This is a genomic window from Streptomyces sp. NPDC047061 (genome assembly GCF_040643955.1).
Taxonomy (GTDB): domain Bacteria; phylum Actinomycetota; class Actinomycetes; order Streptomycetales; family Streptomycetaceae; genus Streptomyces.
Genome location: NZ_JBEYVI010000007.1, coordinates 166069 through 185930, shown reverse-complemented (window position 1 = coordinate 185930; position 19862 = coordinate 166069). Strand labels below are relative to the sequence as shown.

At 70.6% G+C, this 19862-nt stretch carries 20 protein-coding genes; 12 read left to right on the top strand and 8 right to left on the bottom strand.

The genetic code is table 11. The features are described 5' to 3' along the window. Positions 1–98: 98 nt before the first annotated feature. On the bottom strand, positions 99–797 hold the full coding sequence (locus tag ABZ887_RS14270; RefSeq protein WP_361287844.1) for a helix-turn-helix domain-containing protein: 699 nt from the start codon (positions 795–797) through the stop codon (positions 99–101). Between the two features lie 248 nt (positions 798–1045). Here ABZ887_RS14270 and ABZ887_RS14265 point away from each other — a divergent pair, with 248 nt between their 5' ends. The 3 genes from ABZ887_RS14265 (at position 1046) to ABZ887_RS14255 (ending at position 2588) form a co-directional block, all read left to right on the top strand. Beyond that, positions 1046–1387 carry a metalloregulator ArsR/SmtB family transcription factor gene (locus ABZ887_RS14265; protein WP_361287841.1) on the top strand — a complete coding sequence of 114 codons (342 nt, stop codon included), beginning with the start codon at positions 1046–1048 and terminating at the stop codon, positions 1385–1387. A 3-nt stretch (positions 1388–1390) separates the two neighbouring features. Beyond that, complete coding sequence (locus tag ABZ887_RS14260; RefSeq protein WP_361287838.1) at positions 1391–1900, top strand: SRPBCC family protein; 510 nt, start codon at positions 1391–1393, stop codon at positions 1898–1900. A 175-nt stretch (positions 1901–2075) separates the two neighbouring features. After that, a complete protein-coding gene (locus tag ABZ887_RS14255; protein ID WP_361287835.1) occupies positions 2076–2588 on the top strand; it encodes a dihydrofolate reductase family protein in 513 nt (170 codons plus the stop codon). 282 nt (positions 2589–2870) lie between these two features. On the opposite strand, the gene ABZ887_RS14250 is transcribed toward ABZ887_RS14255, so the two are convergent. Continuing rightward, on the bottom strand, positions 2871–3029 hold the full coding sequence (locus ABZ887_RS14250) for a hypothetical protein (RefSeq protein ID WP_361287832.1): 159 nt from the start codon (positions 3027–3029) through the stop codon (positions 2871–2873). Between ABZ887_RS14250 and ABZ887_RS14245 the strand changes: the two genes are divergently transcribed. Together ABZ887_RS14245 and ABZ887_RS14240 are read left to right on the top strand one after the other, a co-directional pair. Further along, positions 3021–3458, top strand: coding sequence for a hypothetical protein (locus tag ABZ887_RS14245; RefSeq protein ID WP_361287829.1), 438 nt, complete (start codon positions 3021–3023; stop codon positions 3456–3458). The two genes, ABZ887_RS14250 and ABZ887_RS14245, sit on opposite strands and share 9 nt — an antisense overlap. Positions 3459–3761: 303 nt before the next feature. Further along, the gene (locus tag ABZ887_RS14240) at positions 3762–4859 is read left to right on the top strand and encodes a MerR family transcriptional regulator (RefSeq protein WP_361288045.1); all 1098 of its coding nucleotides are present in this window, start codon (positions 3762–3764) and stop codon (positions 4857–4859) included. Positions 4860–4898: 39 nt separating this feature from the next. On the opposite strand, the gene ABZ887_RS14235 is transcribed toward ABZ887_RS14240, so the two are convergent. Beyond that, entirely contained in the window at positions 4899–5660 is a 762-nt protein-coding gene (locus ABZ887_RS14235) for an SDR family oxidoreductase (protein WP_361287826.1), read from the bottom strand. A 17-nt stretch (positions 5661–5677) separates the two neighbouring features. After that, positions 5678–6856 carry a phytanoyl-CoA dioxygenase family protein gene (locus ABZ887_RS14230; RefSeq protein WP_361287823.1) on the bottom strand — a complete coding sequence of 393 codons (1179 nt, stop codon included), beginning with the start codon at positions 6854–6856 and terminating at the stop codon, positions 5678–5680. A 108-nt stretch (positions 6857–6964) separates the two neighbouring features. Between ABZ887_RS14230 and ABZ887_RS14225 the strand changes: the two genes are divergently transcribed. Together ABZ887_RS14225 and ABZ887_RS14220 are read left to right on the top strand one after the other, a co-directional pair. Continuing rightward, a complete protein-coding gene (locus ABZ887_RS14225; protein WP_361287820.1) occupies positions 6965–8011 on the top strand; it encodes a LacI family DNA-binding transcriptional regulator in 1047 nt (348 codons plus the stop codon). 274 nt (positions 8012–8285) lie between these two features. Beyond that, entirely contained in the window at positions 8286–9611 is a 1326-nt protein-coding gene (locus tag ABZ887_RS14220; protein WP_361287817.1) for a lipase family protein, read from the top strand. 245 nt (positions 9612–9856) lie between these two features. Here the strand turns inward: ABZ887_RS14220 and ABZ887_RS14215 are convergent, their stop codons facing one another. Then, entirely contained in the window at positions 9857–10567 is a 711-nt protein-coding gene (locus ABZ887_RS14215) for a hypothetical protein (RefSeq protein ID WP_361287814.1), read from the bottom strand. Between the two features lie 333 nt (positions 10568–10900). Between ABZ887_RS14215 and ABZ887_RS14210 the strand changes: the two genes are divergently transcribed. Genes ABZ887_RS14210 through ABZ887_RS14190 form a run of 5 tightly spaced genes read left to right on the top strand, consistent with a single transcriptional unit; the run spans position 10901 to position 14843 of the window. Further along, entirely contained in the window at positions 10901–11842 is a 942-nt protein-coding gene (locus tag ABZ887_RS14210; protein ID WP_361287811.1) for an LLM class flavin-dependent oxidoreductase, read from the top strand. Beyond that, positions 11839–12390 (top strand): hypothetical protein, encoded by a 552-nt coding sequence (locus ABZ887_RS14205; RefSeq protein ID WP_361287808.1) that lies wholly within the window; start codon positions 11839–11841, stop codon positions 12388–12390. The genes ABZ887_RS14210 and ABZ887_RS14205 overlap by 4 nt, the downstream gene beginning before the upstream one ends. After that, positions 12377–13261, top strand: a complete 885-nt coding sequence (locus tag ABZ887_RS14200; RefSeq protein ID WP_361287805.1) for a hypothetical protein — start codon at positions 12377–12379, stop codon at positions 13259–13261. The genes ABZ887_RS14205 and ABZ887_RS14200 overlap by 14 nt, the downstream gene beginning before the upstream one ends. After that, positions 13258–14136 (top strand): hypothetical protein, encoded by an 879-nt coding sequence (locus ABZ887_RS14195; protein WP_361287802.1) that lies wholly within the window; start codon positions 13258–13260, stop codon positions 14134–14136. The genes ABZ887_RS14200 and ABZ887_RS14195 overlap by 4 nt, the downstream gene beginning before the upstream one ends. Next, positions 14133–14843, top strand: a complete 711-nt coding sequence (locus tag ABZ887_RS14190) for a hypothetical protein (RefSeq protein ID WP_361287799.1) — start codon at positions 14133–14135, stop codon at positions 14841–14843. The genes ABZ887_RS14195 and ABZ887_RS14190 overlap by 4 nt, the downstream gene beginning before the upstream one ends. Before the next feature lie 17 nt (positions 14844–14860). On the opposite strand, the gene ABZ887_RS14185 is transcribed toward ABZ887_RS14190, so the two are convergent. The 3 genes from ABZ887_RS14185 to ABZ887_RS14175 form a co-directional block, all read right to left on the bottom strand. After that, complete coding sequence (locus ABZ887_RS14185; RefSeq protein WP_361287796.1) at positions 14861–15718, bottom strand: hypothetical protein; 858 nt, start codon at positions 15716–15718, stop codon at positions 14861–14863. A 207-nt stretch (positions 15719–15925) separates the two neighbouring features. Beyond that, the gene (locus ABZ887_RS14180) at positions 15926–18406 is read right to left on the bottom strand and encodes a transglycosylase domain-containing protein (RefSeq protein WP_361287793.1); all 2481 of its coding nucleotides are present in this window, start codon (positions 18404–18406) and stop codon (positions 15926–15928) included. 241 nt (positions 18407–18647) lie between these two features. Beyond that, on the bottom strand, positions 18648–19853 hold the full coding sequence (locus ABZ887_RS14175; protein WP_361287790.1) for a hypothetical protein: 1206 nt from the start codon (positions 19851–19853) through the stop codon (positions 18648–18650). Between the last annotated feature and the right edge of the window lie 9 nt (positions 19854–19862).

Here is a 19862-nt window from a genome sequence, read left to right as displayed (position 1 = left end):
GACGGCGACACCCGTCCGGATCCGAACGGAGCCCGGTGCCGACTGCGGCACCGGGCTCGCCGTGTGTCCTGCCGCCCGGCGACGTCACCCGCCGCGGCTCATGCCTCCTCGTGGCACTCGCGGCATTCCTCTTCGGGGCACTCGAGAGTGGTGAGGGTCTGGTCGACCTGCTGGGGAGTCAGCGGCGGCTCCGGCAGCTCGTGGGCACACTGGGCCCGGAAGGCGTCGAGCAGCAGGTGAAGGTGGCGGCGCCAGGCGTTGGGGGCGACGGCACGGGTGGCCTGGATGATCCCGGCCTGGGACCAGATCACGAAGGCCAGGTCCTCCGGGGCGACATCGTCACGGAGGACGCCCTGCTCCTGGGCACTGCGGAAGATCTGCGCGGCCCGTTCTTCCGCGCGCTCGAACATCCCCCTGCCGAGCGCGTGGAGCGGCAGCCGCGCCGAGACGAGATCGTTGAAGGCACGGTCGCAGGCCTGGAGTTCGCAGAGCCTTTCCAGGTAGTGGCAGAACCCTTCCCAGGCGTCGTCCATGGCCGCGGCCTCTTCAGCCGCGGCCAGCAGTTCCGTGAACTTCGCGGTGAAAAGCTCTTCGACCAGGTCAAGCCTGCGGGGGAAGTGCCGGTAGAGCGTCCCGATCGCGACGCCGGCCTCACGGGCGACACCCTCCAGGGACGCGTCCAGCCCCTGTTCGGCGAAGGCCTTGCGGGCAGCGGCCACGATCGCGTCCCTGTTGCGCTGCGCGTCACGGCGCAACGGCTTGGCCGGGGGCGCGGACAGGACGTGCTGCTGGCTCATGCCTCCACGCTAACATGAGGGACCCCTCGAATTCAGGGTATGACCCAGCTCACGGCGCGGACACGACCGGAGCAGGCCACGATACGGCCTCGGGCTGCGGAGGCGATCCGATGCCACCGAGCAGCCTCGCGCTCGCGCCGATACGACCGAGCAGTCTCGCGCCCCCCCGACACCCCGAAGGCTCCCGCACCTCGCACCCCCTCCCCCACCGGCTTGACGCATTCCGATATGGGAATACGATGGCTGCCATGGCACGAGCAGCGACGACGTCGGACGCGTTCAACGCGATCGCCGAGCCGCAGCGCCGGGACATCCTGGCGCTGCTGCGGGCGGGTGAGTGGCCGGTGACCGATCTGGCCCAGGAGCTGGGGATGAGCCAGCCGCGGGCATCCAAGCACCTGCGGGTGCTCCGCGAGGTGGGGCTGGTGCGGGTCCGCGAGGTGGGCAAGCAGCGCCTCTACGGCCTGGACGCCCGCGGACTGCGGCCGATCCACGAGTGGGTCGGCGGGTTCGAGCGGTTCTGGACCGAGAGTTTCGACCGTCTGGACACCTATGTGCAGGACCTCAAACAGACACGGCAGGAGGACTGACCGATGGCAGGAGCAAGGCAGGAGACGACGCGGGCGGAGCCGGCGACGGCCGACCGGGAGATCGTGATCTCCCGGGTCGTCGACGCCCCGCGAGAGCTGGTGTTCGAGGCGTTCACCGAGGTCCGGCACCTGTCGCGGTGGTGGGGTCCGCAGGGGTTCACGACCACCACGCGGTCCTTCGAGTTCCGCGAGGGCGGGGAGTGGGTCTTCGTGCTGCACGGGCCGGACGGGACCGACTACTCCGAGTGGATCCGCTGGACGCGGATCGTCCCGCCGGAGCGGATCGAGCTGCTGCACGGCGAGTTTCGCGACGACCCGAACGCCTTCGAGTCGGTCCTGACCTTCACGCCGGAGGGCGCGGCGACCCGGCTCGTGATGCGCACGCTGTTCCCCACCAGGGAGCTGCGCGACGAGGCGGTCGAGAAGTACCACGCGGTCGAGGGCGGCGAGCAGACCCTGAGCAGCCTGGCGGCCTACGTCACCGATCTCGCGCGGAAGGGGGCGGCGGGCTGATGGCCGGGAAGGTGTTCTTCAGCGTGTCCATGTCGCTGGACGGCTTCATCGCGCCCGAGCCCGTGCCCGCGCAGGACGAGCTCTTCTCGCCCGGCAGGCAGGACGACCCGGACGTCCGGCGCTGGCTGGCGCTGGCTGGCGCTGGCTGGCGCAGTGGACGGAGCTGCAGCAGTGGGTGTTCCCGCTACGATTCTTCCGGGAGAACCTGAAGCTGGGCGAGGGCGGCGAGGAGGGCCGCGACAACGACATGGCGCGGGAGACGTTCGAGCGCTCCGGCGCGAGTGTGATGGGCAGGCGCATGTTCGACCTCGGCGAGCGGTCATGGCCCGAGGAGGCGCCCTTCCACACCCCGGTCTTCGTCGTGACGCACACCGAGCGTGACCCGTGGGAGCGGCCTGGCGGCACCACGTTCCACTTCGTCGACGACGGCATCGAGCACGCCCTCGACCAGGCCCGCGCCGCCGCCGGTGACCGCGACGTCCGCATCGCCGGCGGCGGCGCGACGATCGTGGAGTATCTCAACGCCGGCCTGGTCGACGAGTTCTCGATCACCCTGTCACCGGTGCTCTTCGGCGCCGGCACCCGCCTGTTCGACGGCGTGGACGCGTCCAGGATCGCGCTGGAGCCGGTCCGCTCGGAGCCGTCGCCGCGGGTGACGCACCTGACCTACTCCGTGCGTCCGCGGTAGCCGCGCCCCGTTGTGTCGCACGAGCGTTTCAAGCCCTCGGACGCCATCGAGGTGCACCGTGGACACCAGCGTCTCGACCGGCGGAGGAACCACAGGAATGACCGGGAACGTATCAGCGGGCACGGCGGCTCTCCAGGCGACGGAACGGGTCCGCCTGGCCGTGTACAACGGCTTCGCCCGCACCGGCCGTGCTCCGAGGCCGCCGCCGGCGCCTACTTCGCCGAGGTCGGCCTGCACGGATCGTTCTGGGGGCTGCCCGACTGAGGGAGACGGGCCGGGCAGTCAGCCGGGGAGCGGGATGGTCAGACCTTCCACCGGACCGGAGAGGGCCGACTTGATCTTGCGGGTGAAGTCGTCGACGAGGACCTCGCTCTCGCCGCGCTCGACGCCGTCCAGGACGGTGCGGGCGAGGTCGCCTCGAAGGACGACCTGATGGGCCAAGCCCTCGCCGCGGCATTCGGCGAACGCCGCCGCGCGATGCGCGAACTTGCCGACACGGCACCGTCGACCGGCGCGCATTCGGCCAGGACCACCTACATCGAGACGTACCTCTCCGAGCTCCACCGCGACGCCCCCGCCTTCGGCTGCGCCGCAGCCGCTCTCGTCGGCGATGCCGCACGGGCCGAGCCCGGTGCTCCGATACGCGCCGCCTTCACCGAAGGACTTCAAGACCTTGTCGAGGCCTTTCAGCAACTGAGTACGACGAGCAACGACGGCGAGGCAGACCGGACAGCCGCGCTTGCCGAACTGTCCACCCTCGTGGGCGCCCTCCTGCTCGCCCGGGCCTGCGATGACGCGGTTCTCTCCCGGAGCATCCTCGACGCCGCACTGCAGTATGTGACCGACCGGAGCGCCGATACCGGTGACTGACGACGCGTAGGCGCCCGCACGCCGCGAATTCCGGTCTTTCCAAGTGACAGAGCGAGCGGGGCGCACCCGTGTACCCGTGTCGAGGGTGACGGCCGCCCGGTCTCCCGGCGCCCGCCTGCACAACATGGCCCTGACCGGGTGACGGACCCCACGGCGTCATTTCGGAGCGACTTCGGGAGCCGTTCCGGGATGGGCACCGTGCTCCAGGGCTGTTTCGCGTTCGGCTCTCGGCGCGTGAGTGAGGCCGTTGACCCTCACGTGGCGTCAGGCTGCACAGTCGGTGCCGTGGAGGATCACTGGACCGTGGGACACGTGGCCGAGCTGGCCGGAGTGAGCGTCCGTACGCTGCATCACTACGACGAGATCGGGCTCGTTCGGCCGTCGGCGCGGACCGCGGCCGGGTACCGGGCCTATTCGGCGGGCGACGTGGAGCGGCTGCGCGAGGTGCTGGCCTATCGGCGGTTGGGCTTCGGGCTGCGGGAGGTTGCGGAACTGGTCGGCGACCCGTCCACCGACACGATCGCGCGCCTACGGCGACTGCGCGGCCTGCTGCTGGATCGGCGTGATCGCGCTGATGCCATGGTGGCGGCCATCGACAGAGAACTCGAGGTTCGGGCGAAGGAACTGGGGGTGACACCGGTGGAGCAGCTGGAGATGGTCGGTGCACGGCTGTACGACGCGATCGGCGGAGCTTACCCCGCGACACGGCGTACCGAGCCGCGGATCGCCGCGCAGATCTGGGACGCGTTCGGCGACGCGCAGACGGTGCTGAACGTCGGGGCCGGCAGCGGCTCCTACGAGCCTGCTGATCGCGACGTGACCGGGGTGGAGCCGTCGGCGGTCATGCGAGGGCAGCGGCCTGCCGGCTCGGCGCCGTGCGTGGCCGCCGCCGCGGAGAGCCTGCCGTTCGAGGACCGCTCCTTCGACGTGGCGATGGCCGTGTCCACCGTTCACCACTGGGTGGACCCGATGGCCGGGCTGCGCGAGATGCGGCGCGTGGCCCGCCGCGTGGTGGTGCTCACCTTCGACACCGACGAGCCCGGATGGCAGGACCGGTTCTGGCTTACGCGCGACTACCTGCCCGAGTTCGCCGCCGTCCTCGCAGAGTTTCCCTCGCTTGCCGGGATGGCCGGCACGATCGGCGCCCGGGCTGAGCCGGTACCCGTCCCGTGGGACTGCGCTGACGGCCTGTTCGAGGCGTACTGGCGCCGGCCCGGGGGGTATCTGGAGGATCACGTGCGCCGCGCGATGTCGGTGTGGACGAGGGTCGGGCCGGAGGCCGAGCACCGGGCGGTGCGAAGCCTCGGGGACGACCTCGGCTCCGGCCGATGGGCCGAGCGCAACAGCGACCTCGCCGACCTCGACACGGCAGATCTCGGCCTCCGCCTGCTCATAGCTTGAGGCTGCGCCGTCCTGGTGCTGACAGACAGACGGAGCGGCTCAGTCCAGGCCGCCGAGGACGTTCTGGTCCCAGTCGATGACCGAGCCGGTCACCACCCCGCTGCGGTCGGACAGCAGGAAGACCACGAAGTCGGCGATCTCGTCGACCTGGCCGAGCCTGCCCATGGGCTGCGCCGCGGCGGCCTTCTCCCGCCAGTCGTCGCCCGCGCCGTGGAAGGCACGCTGGACGGCGTCCTCGCCCTCGGTGTCCGTCCAGCCGATGTTGAGGCCGTTGATCCGGATGCGGTCCCAGCGATGGGCGTAGGCGGCGTTGCGGGTCAGCCCGGCGAGGCCGGCCTTGGCGGCGGAGTACGGCGCCAGGAACGGCGGCCCGCCGTGGGCGCAGTTGGAGATGATGTTGACGATGGTGCCGGGCGCCTTGCGGGCCAGCATGTCGGTCACCGCAGCCTGCATCGAGAAGAACGGCGCCCGCAGGTTGATCGCCATGTGCTGGTCGAACAGCTCCGGCGTGGTGTCGAGCAGCGAACCGCGCGAGGTCAGCCCCGCCGCGTTGACCAGGCAGTCGATACGCCCGTGAGCATCCACGGCCTGTACGACGCTGTCGCGCGCCTGGGCCGCGTCGGCCAGGTCCGCGCGTACGAAGCGCGTGCCCGTGTCCGCGGCGAGCTTGTCGCCGACCTCGGCCCGGCGCCCGGTGAAGACGACCTGCGCGCCCTCCCGGACGGCCGCCCGCACGATGCCGGCGCCGACGCCCTGGCTGCCGCCGTTGACCAGGACGACCTTGTCCTCCAGCAGTCCCATGATTCGCGGTGTTCCCTTCAGCTCTGGCGGCGCTGGGCGCCGGTCTGCAGTTCCTTGCGGAGCCGGTCGGGGGTCCAGCCCTCGGCCACGGCCTGCCAGACGGTGTCCGCCTGGGAGGGCGGGGCGAGACCGTCGACCGGCGGGTCGAGGTCCAGGTTCGTGGGGAAGGGGTAACCCTCGGCGGTGGCGGCGACCACGCGGCGCAGCCAGTCCTCCGAGGCCCCCTCGGCCTTGCGGCGCAGCAGCACCGGGAAGAGCGCGTTCGCCATCGCCTCCCGGTCCACCGTCTCCATCGCCCGCCCGAAGGCGGAGGAGACCTGCAGCAGGTTGGCCATGCGGCGGATGCCGGTGGAGCGGTTGTGCCCGGCGGCGTGGAAGAGCGCCGGGTTGAAGAACACCGCGTCGCCCTTCTCCAGCGGGAGCTGGACGTGATGGGCGTCGAAGTACTCGACGAACTCCGGGAGCCGCCAGGCGAGGTAGCCCGGCTCGTACTTCTGCGAGTGCGGCAGGTAGAGCGTGGGGCCGGACTCCACGGGCATGTCGCAGTGGGCCACCGCGCCCTGGAGGGTGAGGACGGGTGACAGGCGGTGGACGTGCGCCGGGTAGGCGGCGGCCCGCGCCTGGGAGAGGAAGCCGAGATGGTAGTCCCGGTGCACGCTCTGCGCGGCACCGCCCGGGTTGACGACGTTGACCTGTGAGGTCACCTGGTAGGCCGGGCCCAGCCAGGCCTCGGCGACCAGCGCCAGCATGTCGTTCGCGTAGTAGTCGGCGAACGCCTCCGGTCCCCGCAGGGCCATCTTGTCCAGCGCGTTCCAGACCCGGTCGTTCGTGCCCGGCCTGGCGAAGTGGTCGCCGCGGGCGGTACCGCTCGCCCGCTCCTCCTCGATCAGCGCGGCGAAGGCCTCGGTGGCCCGGTCGACGACGTCCAAGTCGCCGAACGCGCCCTTGAGCACGACGACACCGGGGCCGTCGAGCAGCGCCCGGACCAGCTCGTCCTGGATCTCGAGGCGTCCGTCGGCGGTGGCGGCGAGGGTGCGGAGCCGGTCGCTGTGGTAGAGCGGCACGTTCTGTTCCACACACTCCGCCGAGGGGTGATCGGCGACGTCGGTCTCCTGCTCGACGAGCGAGCGGAACGCGTCGAGGTCGCAGTCGGCCTCGGTCAGCCGAGTCCGTCGTGCCGTGGCCTGGGAGGGCATCCGGGTCCTTTCGCCGTGCCTGTTCTTCTGTCAGTGTTGAGAACCCGAACCCATCATTCAATCCTCAGCAGTGCATCAAAAGTCCATCACCGTCTACCGGGGTCCCTCATGCGCCATCCCTATACGATCAGGGAAATCGCCCGTCAGGCGGGGCTGAGCACAGCCACCGTCGACCGTGTCCTCCATCAGCGGGGCAATGTCCGGGAGGGCACCGTCCGCGAGGTCCACCAGGCCATCAGGGATCTGGACCGCCAGCAGACCCAGGTCCGCATCGGCGGCCGTACGTTCATGATCGACATCGTGATGCAGGCACCGGACCGGTTCTCCACCGCCGTTCGCGAGGCGCTGGAGGCCGAACTGCCCGCCCTGCACCCGGCCGTCGTGCGCTCCCGGTTCCACTTCCGCGAGACCTGCCCGCCGGAGGACCTGGTCGCCACCCTGGAGAAGATCGCCGAGCGCGGTACGCAGGGCGTGATCCTCAAGGCCCCCGACGTACCGGAGGTCGCGGCCGCGGTCGGGCGGCTGGTCGCGGCCGGGATCCCCGTCGTCACCCTGGTGACCGACCTGCCGCACAGCGCCCGACTCGCCTACGTCGGCATCGACAACCGCGCGGCCGGCGCCACCGCCGCCTACCTCCTCGGACAGTGGCTCGGCGACCGGCCGGGCAACGTGCTCACCACCATCAGCCGTGGATCCTTCCGCGGTGAGGAGGAGCGCGAGATGGGCTTCCGCAGCGCCATGCGCGTCGACCAGCCGCGGCGGATGCTGGTGGAGGTCACCGACAGCGACGGCCTGGACGCCACCCAGTACGACCTCGTGCTCGACGCGCTCAGGCACGACGAGGACATCGTCGCCGTGTACTCCGTGGGCGGAGGCAACCGCGCCACCCTGGAGGCCTTCGAAGCCCTCGGACGCGCCTGCGCGGTGTTCGTCGCCCACGATCTCGACCACGACAACACCCGCCTGCTGACCGAACGCCGCCTGTCCGCGGTCCTCCACCACGACCTGCGCCAGGACATGCGCCGCGCCTGCCAGATCATCATGCGGGCCCACAAAGCGCTCCCGGAAGACGGCCCCGCCCTGCCCTCGGCCATCCAGGTCGTCACGCCGTTGAACATGCCGCCCGGGATCGGGGCCGTACCCGTCGCCGGCTGAGCCCGCCGCACGCGCGATCTGCGCCGCCGGCGCCCGAGAACACGCACGTCAGAGGCTCGCCTGTCCGACGGTCGGTGACCGCCGCACCTCCCAGCTAGACAGGCCGTCAAATTACTGAACCGTAACCTACCGGCTGCTATCACGAGTAACTTACTCACGCGTAAGGTTCTGGCGAACCGCCACCGAGCGGCATGAACGCGCCATGGGACGGCCGCGTTCCGGTGCCGCTTTCCCCTGTGCACCTCACTGCCAGCCGCTTCACAGGAGGTTTGCCATGCCCGCACGCAGACGACTTCTGGCCGCAGCAGTCACCGCTGCCGCCTGCCTGGGCGTCCAGGCCCTGTCGTCCTCCCCCGCATCGGCGGCGGACGAGGTGGTCTCCAGGGGAGTCACCATCCCCGCGTTCTACAACCCGCCCACCGACCTGCCCGGCGTCGACGGCACCCTGGTCCGCAGCGAGCCGCTCACGCTCGCCCTCAGCCTGCCCGGCCTCGACGGGCCGCTCCCCGGCAGCGCGACCCGTCTGATGTACAAGTCCACGGACTCGGCCGGTCAGCCGGTGGCCGTGACCGGCGCCTACATCGAACCGACCGCCGCATGGCGGGGCGGCGGGGCACGCCCCCTGGTCGTGGTGGCGCCCGGCACCATGGGACAGGGCGACCAGTGTGCCGCGTCCCTGGGTCTCGAACACCCGCTGACGGTCAACGGCCAGACGGTTTCCGTCGGTTACGAGGACCTGGCGATCTACCGTCTGCTCGCGAAGGGCATCGCCGTGGTCGTCACCGACTATGCCGGCCTCGGTGCGACCGACCGGCTGCACACGTACGTCAACCGCGTCGACGAGGGACACGCGGTGCTGGACGCCGCCCGCGCCGCCCGCTCGGTCGGCGGGGCCTCCGTCACCAAGGCGTCCCGGGTGGGGCTGTTCGGCTACAGCCAGGGCGGCGGGGCGACCGCCGCGGCAGCCGAACTCCGGGCGTCGTACGCCCCCGACGTCACCCTCGCCGGCACCTACGCGGGCGCTCCGCCCGCCGATCTGACCTCGGTGACCAAGGCCATCGACGGAAGCGAACTGGCCGGCGCGCTGGGCTGGTCGCTCAACGGCTTCCTCCAGTCCGACCCCGCACTGAAGCCGATCGCCGAGGCGCATCTCAACGCCGCCGGCAAGGCCGCCCTCACCGATCTGTCGACCATGTGCGTCGGAGACGCGATCTTCGGCTACGCCTACGCGAAGAGCACCAGGTGGACGACCGACGGACGGTCCATCAGCGACATCATCGCCGGCACTCCCGCGCTCCAGTCCTTCCTGGACAGCCAGCGCATCGGCACCCTCGAACCGTCCGGGCCCGTCCGCATCGCAACCGGCGTCAGCGACAACCTCGTTCCGCACGCCCAGGCGCGGCAACTCGCCGTCGACTGGTGCCACAAGGGAGGCGATGTCACCTACAAGGCCGTCACTCTGCCGAATCTCTTCAGCGCGCTCCTCAACCACTTCGCCCCGCTCCTCACCGACCAGAGCGACGCGATCACTTGGCTGACCGACCGGCTCGCCGGCAGGACGACCACCTCCAACTGCTCCAGCATGCCTGTCCAGCCCTGACGGCCGGGCCTTCCGAGTAGCCGGATCGCGAGCAGGAACAGCTCGTCGTCCGCGACAAGGACGCGGCGGGAGGCGAGCAGCCACCATCAACCCGCCGCACCTTCGATGTGCGGCTCGTCACCCAGGAGCCAGGCGATTCCCGCGATTCCGGCGGGACTGAACACGCCCTGGGTGGCGAGCGCGATGCCGCCGCGGAGGCCACCGTCTCCGCACTGCCACCCGGGTTTTCCCCTCGCCTGCCGGGTTCACCAGTAGAGGATCCAGCCGTCGGCGTCGCGGATTCCGTGTCCCTGAAGGGTGATGCGCTGATCCCCGGGATGGCGTGCGGGAACCGCGGCGATGCGATGCAGGACGGGCGTGAGCTGCACGGCCATGCGGCCGACTCGGTATGCGTGGCGCCGCGGTTCCGTGGTCTCGCCGATCGTCCCGGACGTCCCGCCCAGGCGTTCCAGCCGGAGCATGTCCGCCTCGGTGATGTCCCAGACGTCCAGGGCGCCACCGCGGTGCGGCAGCGCGATCGGCAGCGTGAACGATATGGACTGTTCGACCCTAGCGATCTCGAACGGCCAGGGCATCGCCCGGTGTTGCAGGTCGAAGTGGTGGCTCGGCCTCGGTGCGTCGGCGATGCCCTCGCCCTCGAACACGTGGAAACCGGGCAGCGCCACTCGTTCGTCGTACCGCGTGGGCATGTCCAGCAGTACGGCCAGCACGTCGGCGACCCGGTCGAGAAGGTCGCCGAAGTGGTCACGCAGCAGCCGGTTGTGCCGGGCGAGTCGCCCGAAGTACGTCTCCTGCGGATGGTCGGAGACCGCTACGTCGAGGTAGGTCGCCAGGCCGAGGGTGAAGTAGCCGACACCCCGGGTGAGCCAGCAGGGTCGCAGCGACTCCAGCCGTCTGCTCACGTCGACGCACCCCGGCTCGTCCAGTACGTCGACATCGACTAGGGGCGACTCCATCGGCTGAGGATTCATCCGACTCCTTCGGTGCGCGAACGGCGACAGACGCGTCGGCTGGGCAGTCAGTGGGTGTCGTGCCCGCCCGCGACGACGGCCCCGTCGCTACGGGCCTGTACCGTCACGGTGTCCGTACATGGTCGGGCCCCTTCCGCTCCCCCCGGGCCACGCCGCTGTGTCCGCTCCGGACCAGGATGGCCGCGGCCACGCCGCGTGTCGAGGGAGTCCGGATCCGTGCTCCCGTTCGTCCAAATACCGCCCCCTGCGCCCGTTGTGACCCCTCGTCGCTTGCTGTAATTTCCGAAGGAGGTCCGGGCTCGCCCACGGGGGGACGCGATGAAGGTCGGCCTGGTTCTGCCCCTCGCGGAGTATCCGTGGGGGCAGCCGTCGTACGGCGAGATCAGGGCACTCGCCCTCCAGGCCGAGGACTCGGGCTTCGACTCGGTCTGGGTCTTCGACCACCTGCTGTTCCGCGAGGCCGGCGGACCGACCGAGGGCATCTGGGAGTCGTGGACGGTGCTGTCGGCTCTCGCCGAGGCGACCGACCGGGTCGAACTCGGCACGCTCGTGCTGTGCACGGCCTTCCGCAACCCCGCGGTGCTGGCGAAGATGGCGGTGACCCTCGACGAGGTCAGCCGCGGCCGGCTCGTCCTCGGCCTCGGCAGCGGGTGGCACGCCCCCGAGTTCGACGCCTTCGGAATCCCCTTCGACCACCGGGTCGACCGCTTCGAGGAGGCGCTGCAGATCATCGTCGCGCTGCTGCGGACCGGGCGCGCCGACTTCGCGGGCCGCCACCACCGGCTCCGCGACGGCGAACTGCGCCCCCGCGGCGCGCGCCCCGGTGGCCCGCCCGTCCTGGTGGGGGCACGCGGACCGCGGATGACCGCGCTGGCCGCCCGGTACGCGGACCTGTGGAACGCCTGCTGGTTCGGATCTCCGTCGGGCAGCGTAGAGACCCTGGAGCGGGTGCGGGAGACCTGTCTACGGGAGAAGCGTGATCCGGCCGGTCTGGGCATCACCCTCGGCGTCAACGTCCTTGTGGACCGGGAGGACGGCACTCCGGCCGGCCCCGGTCCCGCGGCACCGCCGGACGCCGACATCCTCACCGGCTCGCCGCAGGACGTGGCGCACGGCCTGCGGGCGTACGCGTCACTCGGTGTGAACCACTTGATTCTCAACCTCAACCCACACCACAGGGATGCCCAGCGGCGTCTGGCCGCGGCGCTGCGGCTGTATCGCGCGGCATCCCGCCAGTCGCCAGGACAGGTGAACGCATGACGTGGACCATTGACGAGTCACGGATACGGCCGTTCCTCGCGGCCGCCGAGCGGCGCGACGTCACGGCGCTGCTGTGGAACACCCCGCAGCCCGGTCGGACCTTCTCCGAGCAGGAGGACGTGGGCGTGCCCGCGGAGGGCGTCCCGCCGGCTGCCAGGAAAAGGACGAAGGACTTCAAGGACTTCAAGGACGGCAAAGACGGCAAGGACGGGAAGGAGGGCAAAGAGGTCAAGGAGTTCAAGGACACCAAGGACACCAAGGACTTCAAGGACTCGAAAGACACGAAGGACACGAAGGACTACAAGGACTCCAAAGACTCGAAGGACTCGAAGGACGGCAAGGACAGCTTCGACGGGGCGATGGCCCCGCCCGGCCCGGCCGCCTTCGCACCGCAACCGCAGGAGCCGCCCGCCCCCGGCCCGGCCGGGATGGTCCAGGCGGACGAGACCCCGGCCGGGTCCCCCGCGGACGGGCCGGGCGAAGCCGCCGAGGCGCTGCGCGGCTCCCGTGTCAACCGCCTGCTGAGGAGGCGCGGTGTCGTCATCTGAGGCGCCCGGCCGCGCTCCTTCCGGCCTGGTCGTCGTCGCCGACCCGGAGGACGCGGTGGCCGTCGAGGTACGGGACTTCGTGCTGGACAGCGGCCACCCGGCGACGATCCTCGACGTGTTCGACGCCGCGCAGCTGTTCACCCTCACCGTCGACGGCTCCGCGGCGGTGGTCGAACCCACGCTGCCGATGTTCGTCCGGCTGCCCGCCCCGCCGCTGCTGCGGGTCAGCTTCGACGCGGAGTTCCAGTTCAACGAGTGCCTGGCCCACCTGTGGGCCGTGGCCGCGCTGACTCCCGCACCGGTGATCAACCGCCCGGCGGCCGGCGGGCCGGGCACCCGGGTGTCCCCGTCCGCGGCGCTCACAGAACTCAGGGCGGGTCTGCCCGTCGGCTCGCCGGAGATCTTCTCCTCCCGGCCTCCCGAGCCTCCCGAGCGGTCTGCGCGATCCGAGCCTTCCGAGCCTTCCGAGCCTTCCGAGGAGGAGGGAACCCAGTGGTGGGTGCAGGACCTCGACTCCTGGCACACCCGCCCCTGGCCCGACCTACCGGACGGCCGCGACCCCTCGGCCGACGGCCACGGTCCCTACCGGGCCAGGTGGTCGGACCCCGACCCCCTCTTCGAGAGCGTGGTGGTCCTCGGCAACCACGGATGGCGCAGCAGTCCGGTCGATCTGGACCGGCTCGGCCTGGAGGGGCGCAGCACGGAGATCGTCGCGAAGCTCGGGCTCGACCTCGCGGCCGTGGTCTGGCGGCTGTCACCCGACCTCACCCGGGCCAGGCCGGTCGTGGTGGACCCCTTCCCCGACGTGGAACAGCTGCGCATGGTCTGGCTCGGCCTGGGTCCTCAACTCGTGAAGGTCCTCTTCCCATGATCTACGCAGTCGGCCTCACCTCCGAGAGCACGTTCGCGCACTTCGTCGCCGAGGCCGAGGCCCAGGCCGTACCGGTCCGGGCCGTCGACCTGCGGCAGGTCGTCGAGTCGGGCGACTGGCAGCTGACCGTGGGCAAGGACCGGTCGGCGAGGCTCGACGGCCAGGTCCTCGACCCCGAGGGGTCCTACTACTGCCGTGTCGCCGATCTGGCGGCCCTGCAGCAGGACCGCGCGTCGGCCCAGCGCTGGCGCTGGCTCACCACGGCGCTCACCGCCTGGCTGGACCACATCCCCGGCCTGGTGGTCAACCGGCCCTCGATCCGCTCCGACAACGGGTCCAAACCGCTCCACGAACTGTCGCTGGCCCGGGCCGGATTCCGGGTGCCCGCGAGCATCACCGGCTCGTCGCCGGAGCGCCTGCGGGCCTTCGCCGCGGCCGGGCCGACCATCGTCAAGGCGCTCTCCGGCGTGCGGGCCACCAGCAGGCTCGTCGACGCGGCCGACCTGGCCGGCTTCGAACCCGGTCAGGGCCCGGTGCACCTCCAGCGTTACGTTCCGGGCCGGGACGTCCGCGTCCATGTCGTCGGGGACCAGGTGCACGCGGAGGAGATCGTGTCCGCCGCGGTGGACTACCGGACCGACGGGGACGCCGGGTTCACCCCCTGCGAACTCCCCGCGGGCCTCGCGGAGCAGGTGGTCCGGCACACCGCCGGGCTGGGCATGTCCTTCGCGGGCTGGGACTTCAAGCTGGCCGACGACGACACCTTCTGGTGCCTGGAGGTCAATCCCATGCCCGCGTACGACTGGTACGACCGGCGGCTCGGCGGCACCATCACCGCATCGCTCCTCGGACTGCTCCGGGGGACGCACTCGTGATCGACTCGCTCGACGTACTGACCGCGGCGGACGGCGCCGCACTCCGCGACGCCGTGCACGCACTCCGCCGGCACTGGACGCCTCGCGGCCCGGAACCCGCCGCCTTCTTCACCCTGGGCGCACCGAGCTACCTCGACCTCGCGCCGAACCCGGGGTCGGCCGACTACCAGCGGCACACGGACGTTTCGCGGCCGCTGCTCCAGGACTCCTTCGGCTGGCTCTACGCGCGCCTCGCCGAACTCCTCGGCAGGCATCTGGCGGCCGACGTCGACTATCCCGAGCACCTTGGTCTGCCCGGCTTCCACGTCTGGCTGTCCGCCGCGGTGTTCACCAAGCCGATCGCGCCCCTGCACTTCGACCTGCAGTACCAGTCCATCTCCTGGCCCCCGGAGACGGACCTGACCCGGCACATCTCCTTCACCCTGCCCATCCGGCTGCCCGCGGCGGGCGGCGGCCTGAACGTCTGGGACGTGAGCCACGAGCAGTTCCGGCGGGCACTGGCGAAGGGCTGGGTCGAGTCCGTCGCCGACCTCAAGCGTTTCCACCCGCTGCAGTACGTCCCCTACACCGTGGGCCGGATGGTGCTCCACTCCGGGCACACACTGCACCAGGTCGCCCCCAGCAGCCGGGTGCAACCCGACGACGAGCGGCTCACCCTCCAGGGGCACGGGGTGTGGTGCGACGGCCGATGGCTGCTGTACTGGTGACCGAGCGGGCCGGCCGGTTACCCCTGCTCGGCGCGGGTCCTGCGCTCCCGGACGTGCGCGTAGGCCATGAGGCCGAGCAGGACGGCCAGCAGGACGGCCGAGGACCCGGGCGTACCGAGGTTCAGACCGCCCTTGGCGACCGGTTTGGTCAGGAAGTCCCCCGCGGTGGCGCCGAGCGGACGGGTGAGGACGAACGCGATCCAGAACAACAGGACGTTCGGGACGACGGGCACCTTCATCAGGGCGACCAGGACGGCGAGCAGCCCGGTCACCAGCAGGGCGCCGCCGGCGTAGCCGAGGCCGGAGCTGTCGGAGAGGAAGTCGCCCATGGAGGTGCCGAGGGTGTTGGAGACGAGGATCGCCGACCAGAACAGGGCCTCGCCGCGGAAGGTGACGATGTCACGGATCTGGAAGGTCATCCCGCTCAGCCGCCAGACCGAGAAGATGACCATCAGGATCGAGAGCAGGATCGCCGCGCCCGCCGGGTAGCCGAGGCCCAGGCCCTGCGGTCCCCAGCCCAGTGAAGTGGCTCCGTTCGAGAGGTACTTGGCGCTGGCGTCGCGGTTCATGAAGTCGGACATGGTGGTGCCGGCCATGCTGGTGGAGAGAATCACCGTCCAGTAGAAGAACGGGTTGTAGCGGCTGGAGCGGAGCTGGACGACGAGCGTCACCACGAAGATCAGGAAGAGCGCGATCGTGGTGAGGAAGTAGCCGAGCTTCAGGGTCTGGGAGAAGAGGTCTCCGGCGGTCTCGCCCAGGGTCGTCGCGGCGATCTTCATGATCCAGAAGGCCAGGGTGACTTCGGGCAGTTTCTTCATCACCGATGTCGTCGTGCTCGCGACGTCGACGCCGGTGAGTACTTTCGGCTGCTGCAAGGTGGGGGGCTCCTTGTGTGGTCGTACGGCAGGGCGCCCGCCCCGCACTGGGGGCGAGCGCCCTGCCTGGTGGGCGACCGCGACGGGGCGATCACCACCACTGACCTTGGCAGCGGGTGCCTGAACGGAGCCTGAACGCCTGCCGCGTGCCTGGTCGGACGGCGTGGCGTGCGGACCGCCGAGGCGTCAGGGCCACCGTGCGGCGGCTCAGGCTCCTCGGCGGGTGAAGGCCGGGGTCGGTGAGCTGGTCGTCGGGGAGGGTGAGGTGTTACCGCCGGTCGTGCCGCCGAGCAGCCCGCCGGCGGTGGTGCCGGTGGTGTCGGTCGGGCTCGGGCTGACGCAGTGCCGCCGATGCCGGTGGCACGGTGCGGTGGTGTGGTTCGGGGCAGCCGGTGCGGTCGGGGTGGCGGTGGGTGTGCTCGGGGGTGCGGTAGCGGAGGGTGTGGGCGAGGGGGCGCCGAATTCGTCCGTGCCCTGGCCCAGTTGGGGTGCGGGCGGGAACTGCTCGACGGGTTGTCCCCGGAGGGCGGCGGTCATGTAGCCGGTCCACACCTCGGTGGGCATGTCGGCGCCGAAGACCTTGGCGTAGCCGCCGACGCCCTGCATGGACTGCAGGCCGGCGTTCTTCGGGTCCTCCTTGAACATGCTCACGGCCGTGGTCAGCTGCGGGGTGTAGCCGATGAACCAGGCGGACTTGTAGTCGTCGGTCGTGCCGGTCTTGCCGGCCACGGGGCGGCCCAGGGCCTGGGCGTGGGTACCGGTGCCGTGCTTGACGACGTCCTGCAGGACGTCGGTGACGGTGTCGGCGGTCGAGGACGGCATGGCCGTGGTGCCCTTGGGCCTGGCGAAGCCGGACAGCTGGCGGCCGTCGGCGACGACCCTGGTCACCGAGTACGGCTCGTGCTGGATCCCGCCGTCGTCGAAGGTGGCGTACGCGTCGGCCATGCGGATCGCCGACGGTGTGGAGGTGCCGATGTAGAAGCCCGGGGTGTCGTACTGCAGGCTCGTGCGCAGCAGCCCCGCCTTCAGGGCCTCGCTCTCCACGTTGTCGTAGCCGACGTACTCGCCGAGCTGGACGTAGGGCGTGTTGACCGACTCCTCCATCGCCTTGCGCAGGGTGATGTAACCCCACTTCGTGGTCACGTCGTTGCGCTGGTGCAGGAGCCCCGTGGGGTCGTTCGGGTCCGGCAGCTCCTGGCCCTGCTGGTTCTTGATGGTGATGCCGTCGTCGCCGTCGAACTTCGAGGCCGGGGTGATCGGTGAGGCCTGCTGCCCGGGAGACAGGACGGCGCCGTGGTCGAGAGCGGCGGCCAGGTCGAAGGGTTTGAAGGTGGAGCCGACCGGCACACCGGTCGCGTCCGCGTTGTCCGTCCAGTGCCCCTTGTTCCAGCCGGCCCCTCCGTACAGTGCCACGATCGCTCCGGTGGACGGATCGATCGACGCCGCGCCGACCTGGACGTTCTTGTCGGCCGAGCGGTGCTTCGGGTCGAGGTGCCGGTGCTCCATCGCCGTGACGGACGCCGACAGCGCGTTCACCCTCTTCTTGTCGAAGGTCGTGTAGATCTGGTAGCCGCCGCGCTCCAGCTGCTGGTCCGTGAGGGAGGTGTGGGCCTCGACGTACTTCGCCGCGGTCTGCGTCAGGTAACCGGTCTGCCCGGACATTCCCGCCGACGGCGTGTACGGCTCGGGCGTGGGGAAGCCTGCCGCCAGGTAGTGCTGTTCCTGGGCGTCGGTGATCTGGTGGATCTTGGCCATGCGGTCCAGGACGTACGTCCAGCGTGCTTTGGCCTGGGCCTTGGCCTGCGGATCGGTGTCGGCGTGCATCAGCAGGCTCGGCTCGTTGACCGTGGCGGCGATGAAGGCCCCCTGGCTGACGTTCAGCTGGACGGCGTGCACGTGGTAATAGGTACGGGCCGCGGCTTCGATCCCGTAGGCGTCCCGGCCGTAGTAGCAGGTGTTGAGGTAGCCCTGCAGTATCTCCTGCTTGGACATCTGGCCGCCGATCTTCAGGGAGATCATGATCTCCCTGAGCTTGCGGCCGACCGACTGGTCCTGGTTGAGGTAGGTGTTCTTCACGAACTGCTGGGTGATGGTGGATCCGGACTGCACCTCACCGCCCGTGGCCATGTGGTAGACGGCGCGGAGCATGCCCTGCGTGTCGACGCCCGGATCGGAGTAGAAGGTGGCGTTCTCCGCGGCGAGGAAGTCCCACTGGACCAGTTTCGGGACCTGCGCGAGATCGACGTTCTGCCGGTTGGTCGACCCCTGGGTGGCCATCACCGAGCCGTCCGACCAGTAGTAGGTGTTGCTCTGCGCCTGGGTACTGGGGTTCGCGCCGGGGATCGTCGTCGTCGCGTAGGCATAGCCGAACAGGCCGACCAGGCCGCCGACGAACAGCAGGAAGGTGCCGGACACCAGCTTCCACGAGGGCAGCCACCGCCGGACGCCGCGCCTGCCCGCCCGCGGGTAGTCGATCAGCCGGCGCCGACCGGAACGCCGGGCGTCCGTACGCCGGGCGTCCGTACGTGGGGTGCCCGCCGCGCGGTGGGTACGCCCGCCCTGGGCCCGGGCAGCTCTGCGTGCCGCGGCCCGGCCACCGTCCGGCACGCCGTCGGAGCCGGACGGTATGCCGGACGATGCGCCGGGCGGCGCGCTCCTCCCCGACGGTCGGCGCCGGTGTTCGCTCATTCTCGCCACTCCTCAACCAAGAACACGGCCCCGCCATCGCCGCGGACCGCCCGCCGGGTGCCCCCCTGGGGGCCTGCCCGGGACACGCTGACACCCTCCCCGGAACCCGGCATCAGCCCTTGCACGGCTTCCGGCGCCGGCGGCCGTGGCTGCCGGCGGTCCGCGTGCCGACTCCGGCTCGGTCTGCCGACTGCCTCGGCGCAGAGGATACGCCGAGGCGGTCCGTCGTCGTCGTGGCCGGTCAGCCGAGTGAGGTGAGGAGGGTGTCGAGTGCCTTGACCTCGGTGGCCTTGTCGGGGCTCGGGGCGCGCAGCGCGGTCAGGACCTGGTCGATCTCGCCGTCGAGGAAGTGCCAGGACTGCTCGCTCTTGGGCTCAAGAGTGGACTGGTCCTTGTCCCAGGCGGTCTCGAGGTCGGTCACCCGGGTCGTCGCGGCCGACTGGCTGCCCGAATTGAGCTTGGCCAGGGTGTCGGCCGCGATCGTGCGGAACTTCGCGATCTCGGCCGGGGGGAACGGCGACGTCGCCTGCTTCGGGGTGAGGTGGGCGGTCACGGGTGCGGGGGCGTCCTCCTCACTGGCCGCGGCCGCGTGAGGCTGGTGGTGTGCCCAGACGAGCAGAGCCGCGGTCGCGACCGCCACGACGGCGTAGTAACCGAGCATGATCCGCTCGCGCGCCGGGTTCAGCGCCTGCGGGGCATGAGTGAGAGCGTCGGTCTCGATGACATCGCTGCGGCTGACCGTGAGGTACACGACCGTGGCGAGGATCGCGCCCAGGAAGATCACGCTGGTCGCCGCGGTGCCGAGACCCAGGCCGCCGTCGCCGCCGGGCGAGCCGAGCCAGTCGCCGAGGTTGGCGCCGAGCGGGCGGGTGAGGATGTAGGCGAGCCAGAAGGAGAGCACCGCGTTGGCGCCGAGGCGCCATCCGAGGACGATCGCGACGATCAGTCCGAGAGGCAGGAACACGGAGACGCCTGCGGTCCAGCCGGTCAGTTCCAGGGTCCAGTCGCCGGTCGCGGTGCCGAGGGCGAAGGTGACCAGGACCGCGAGCCAGTAGAAGAGCTCACGGGGACGGGTGGTGATGGTGTGGACCGACAGGGTCCGCTCGCGGGCGTACCAGATCCCGAAGACGACGGCCAGGAGGGCGGAGAACACGCTGGTGCTCAGCGCGAGGGGGACGCCCTGGCTGTCGGTGAGGATGTCGGTGTAGAGGGTGCCGGTCACGCTCACCACCACGACGGTGAGCCAGTACACGAACGGGACATAGCGTTTGGTGGTGAGCTGCCAGCCCATGACGCCCGCCAGAACCACGGTGAAGATCAACGCCGTGTTGATGAGGCCCACGCCGAGGTTCATGTTGATCCAGTCGGCGAAGCTCTCGCCGACCGTGGTGCACAGGATCTTGATGATCCAGAACCAGATCGTGACCTCGGGAACCTTGTTCAGCATCTGCCTGGC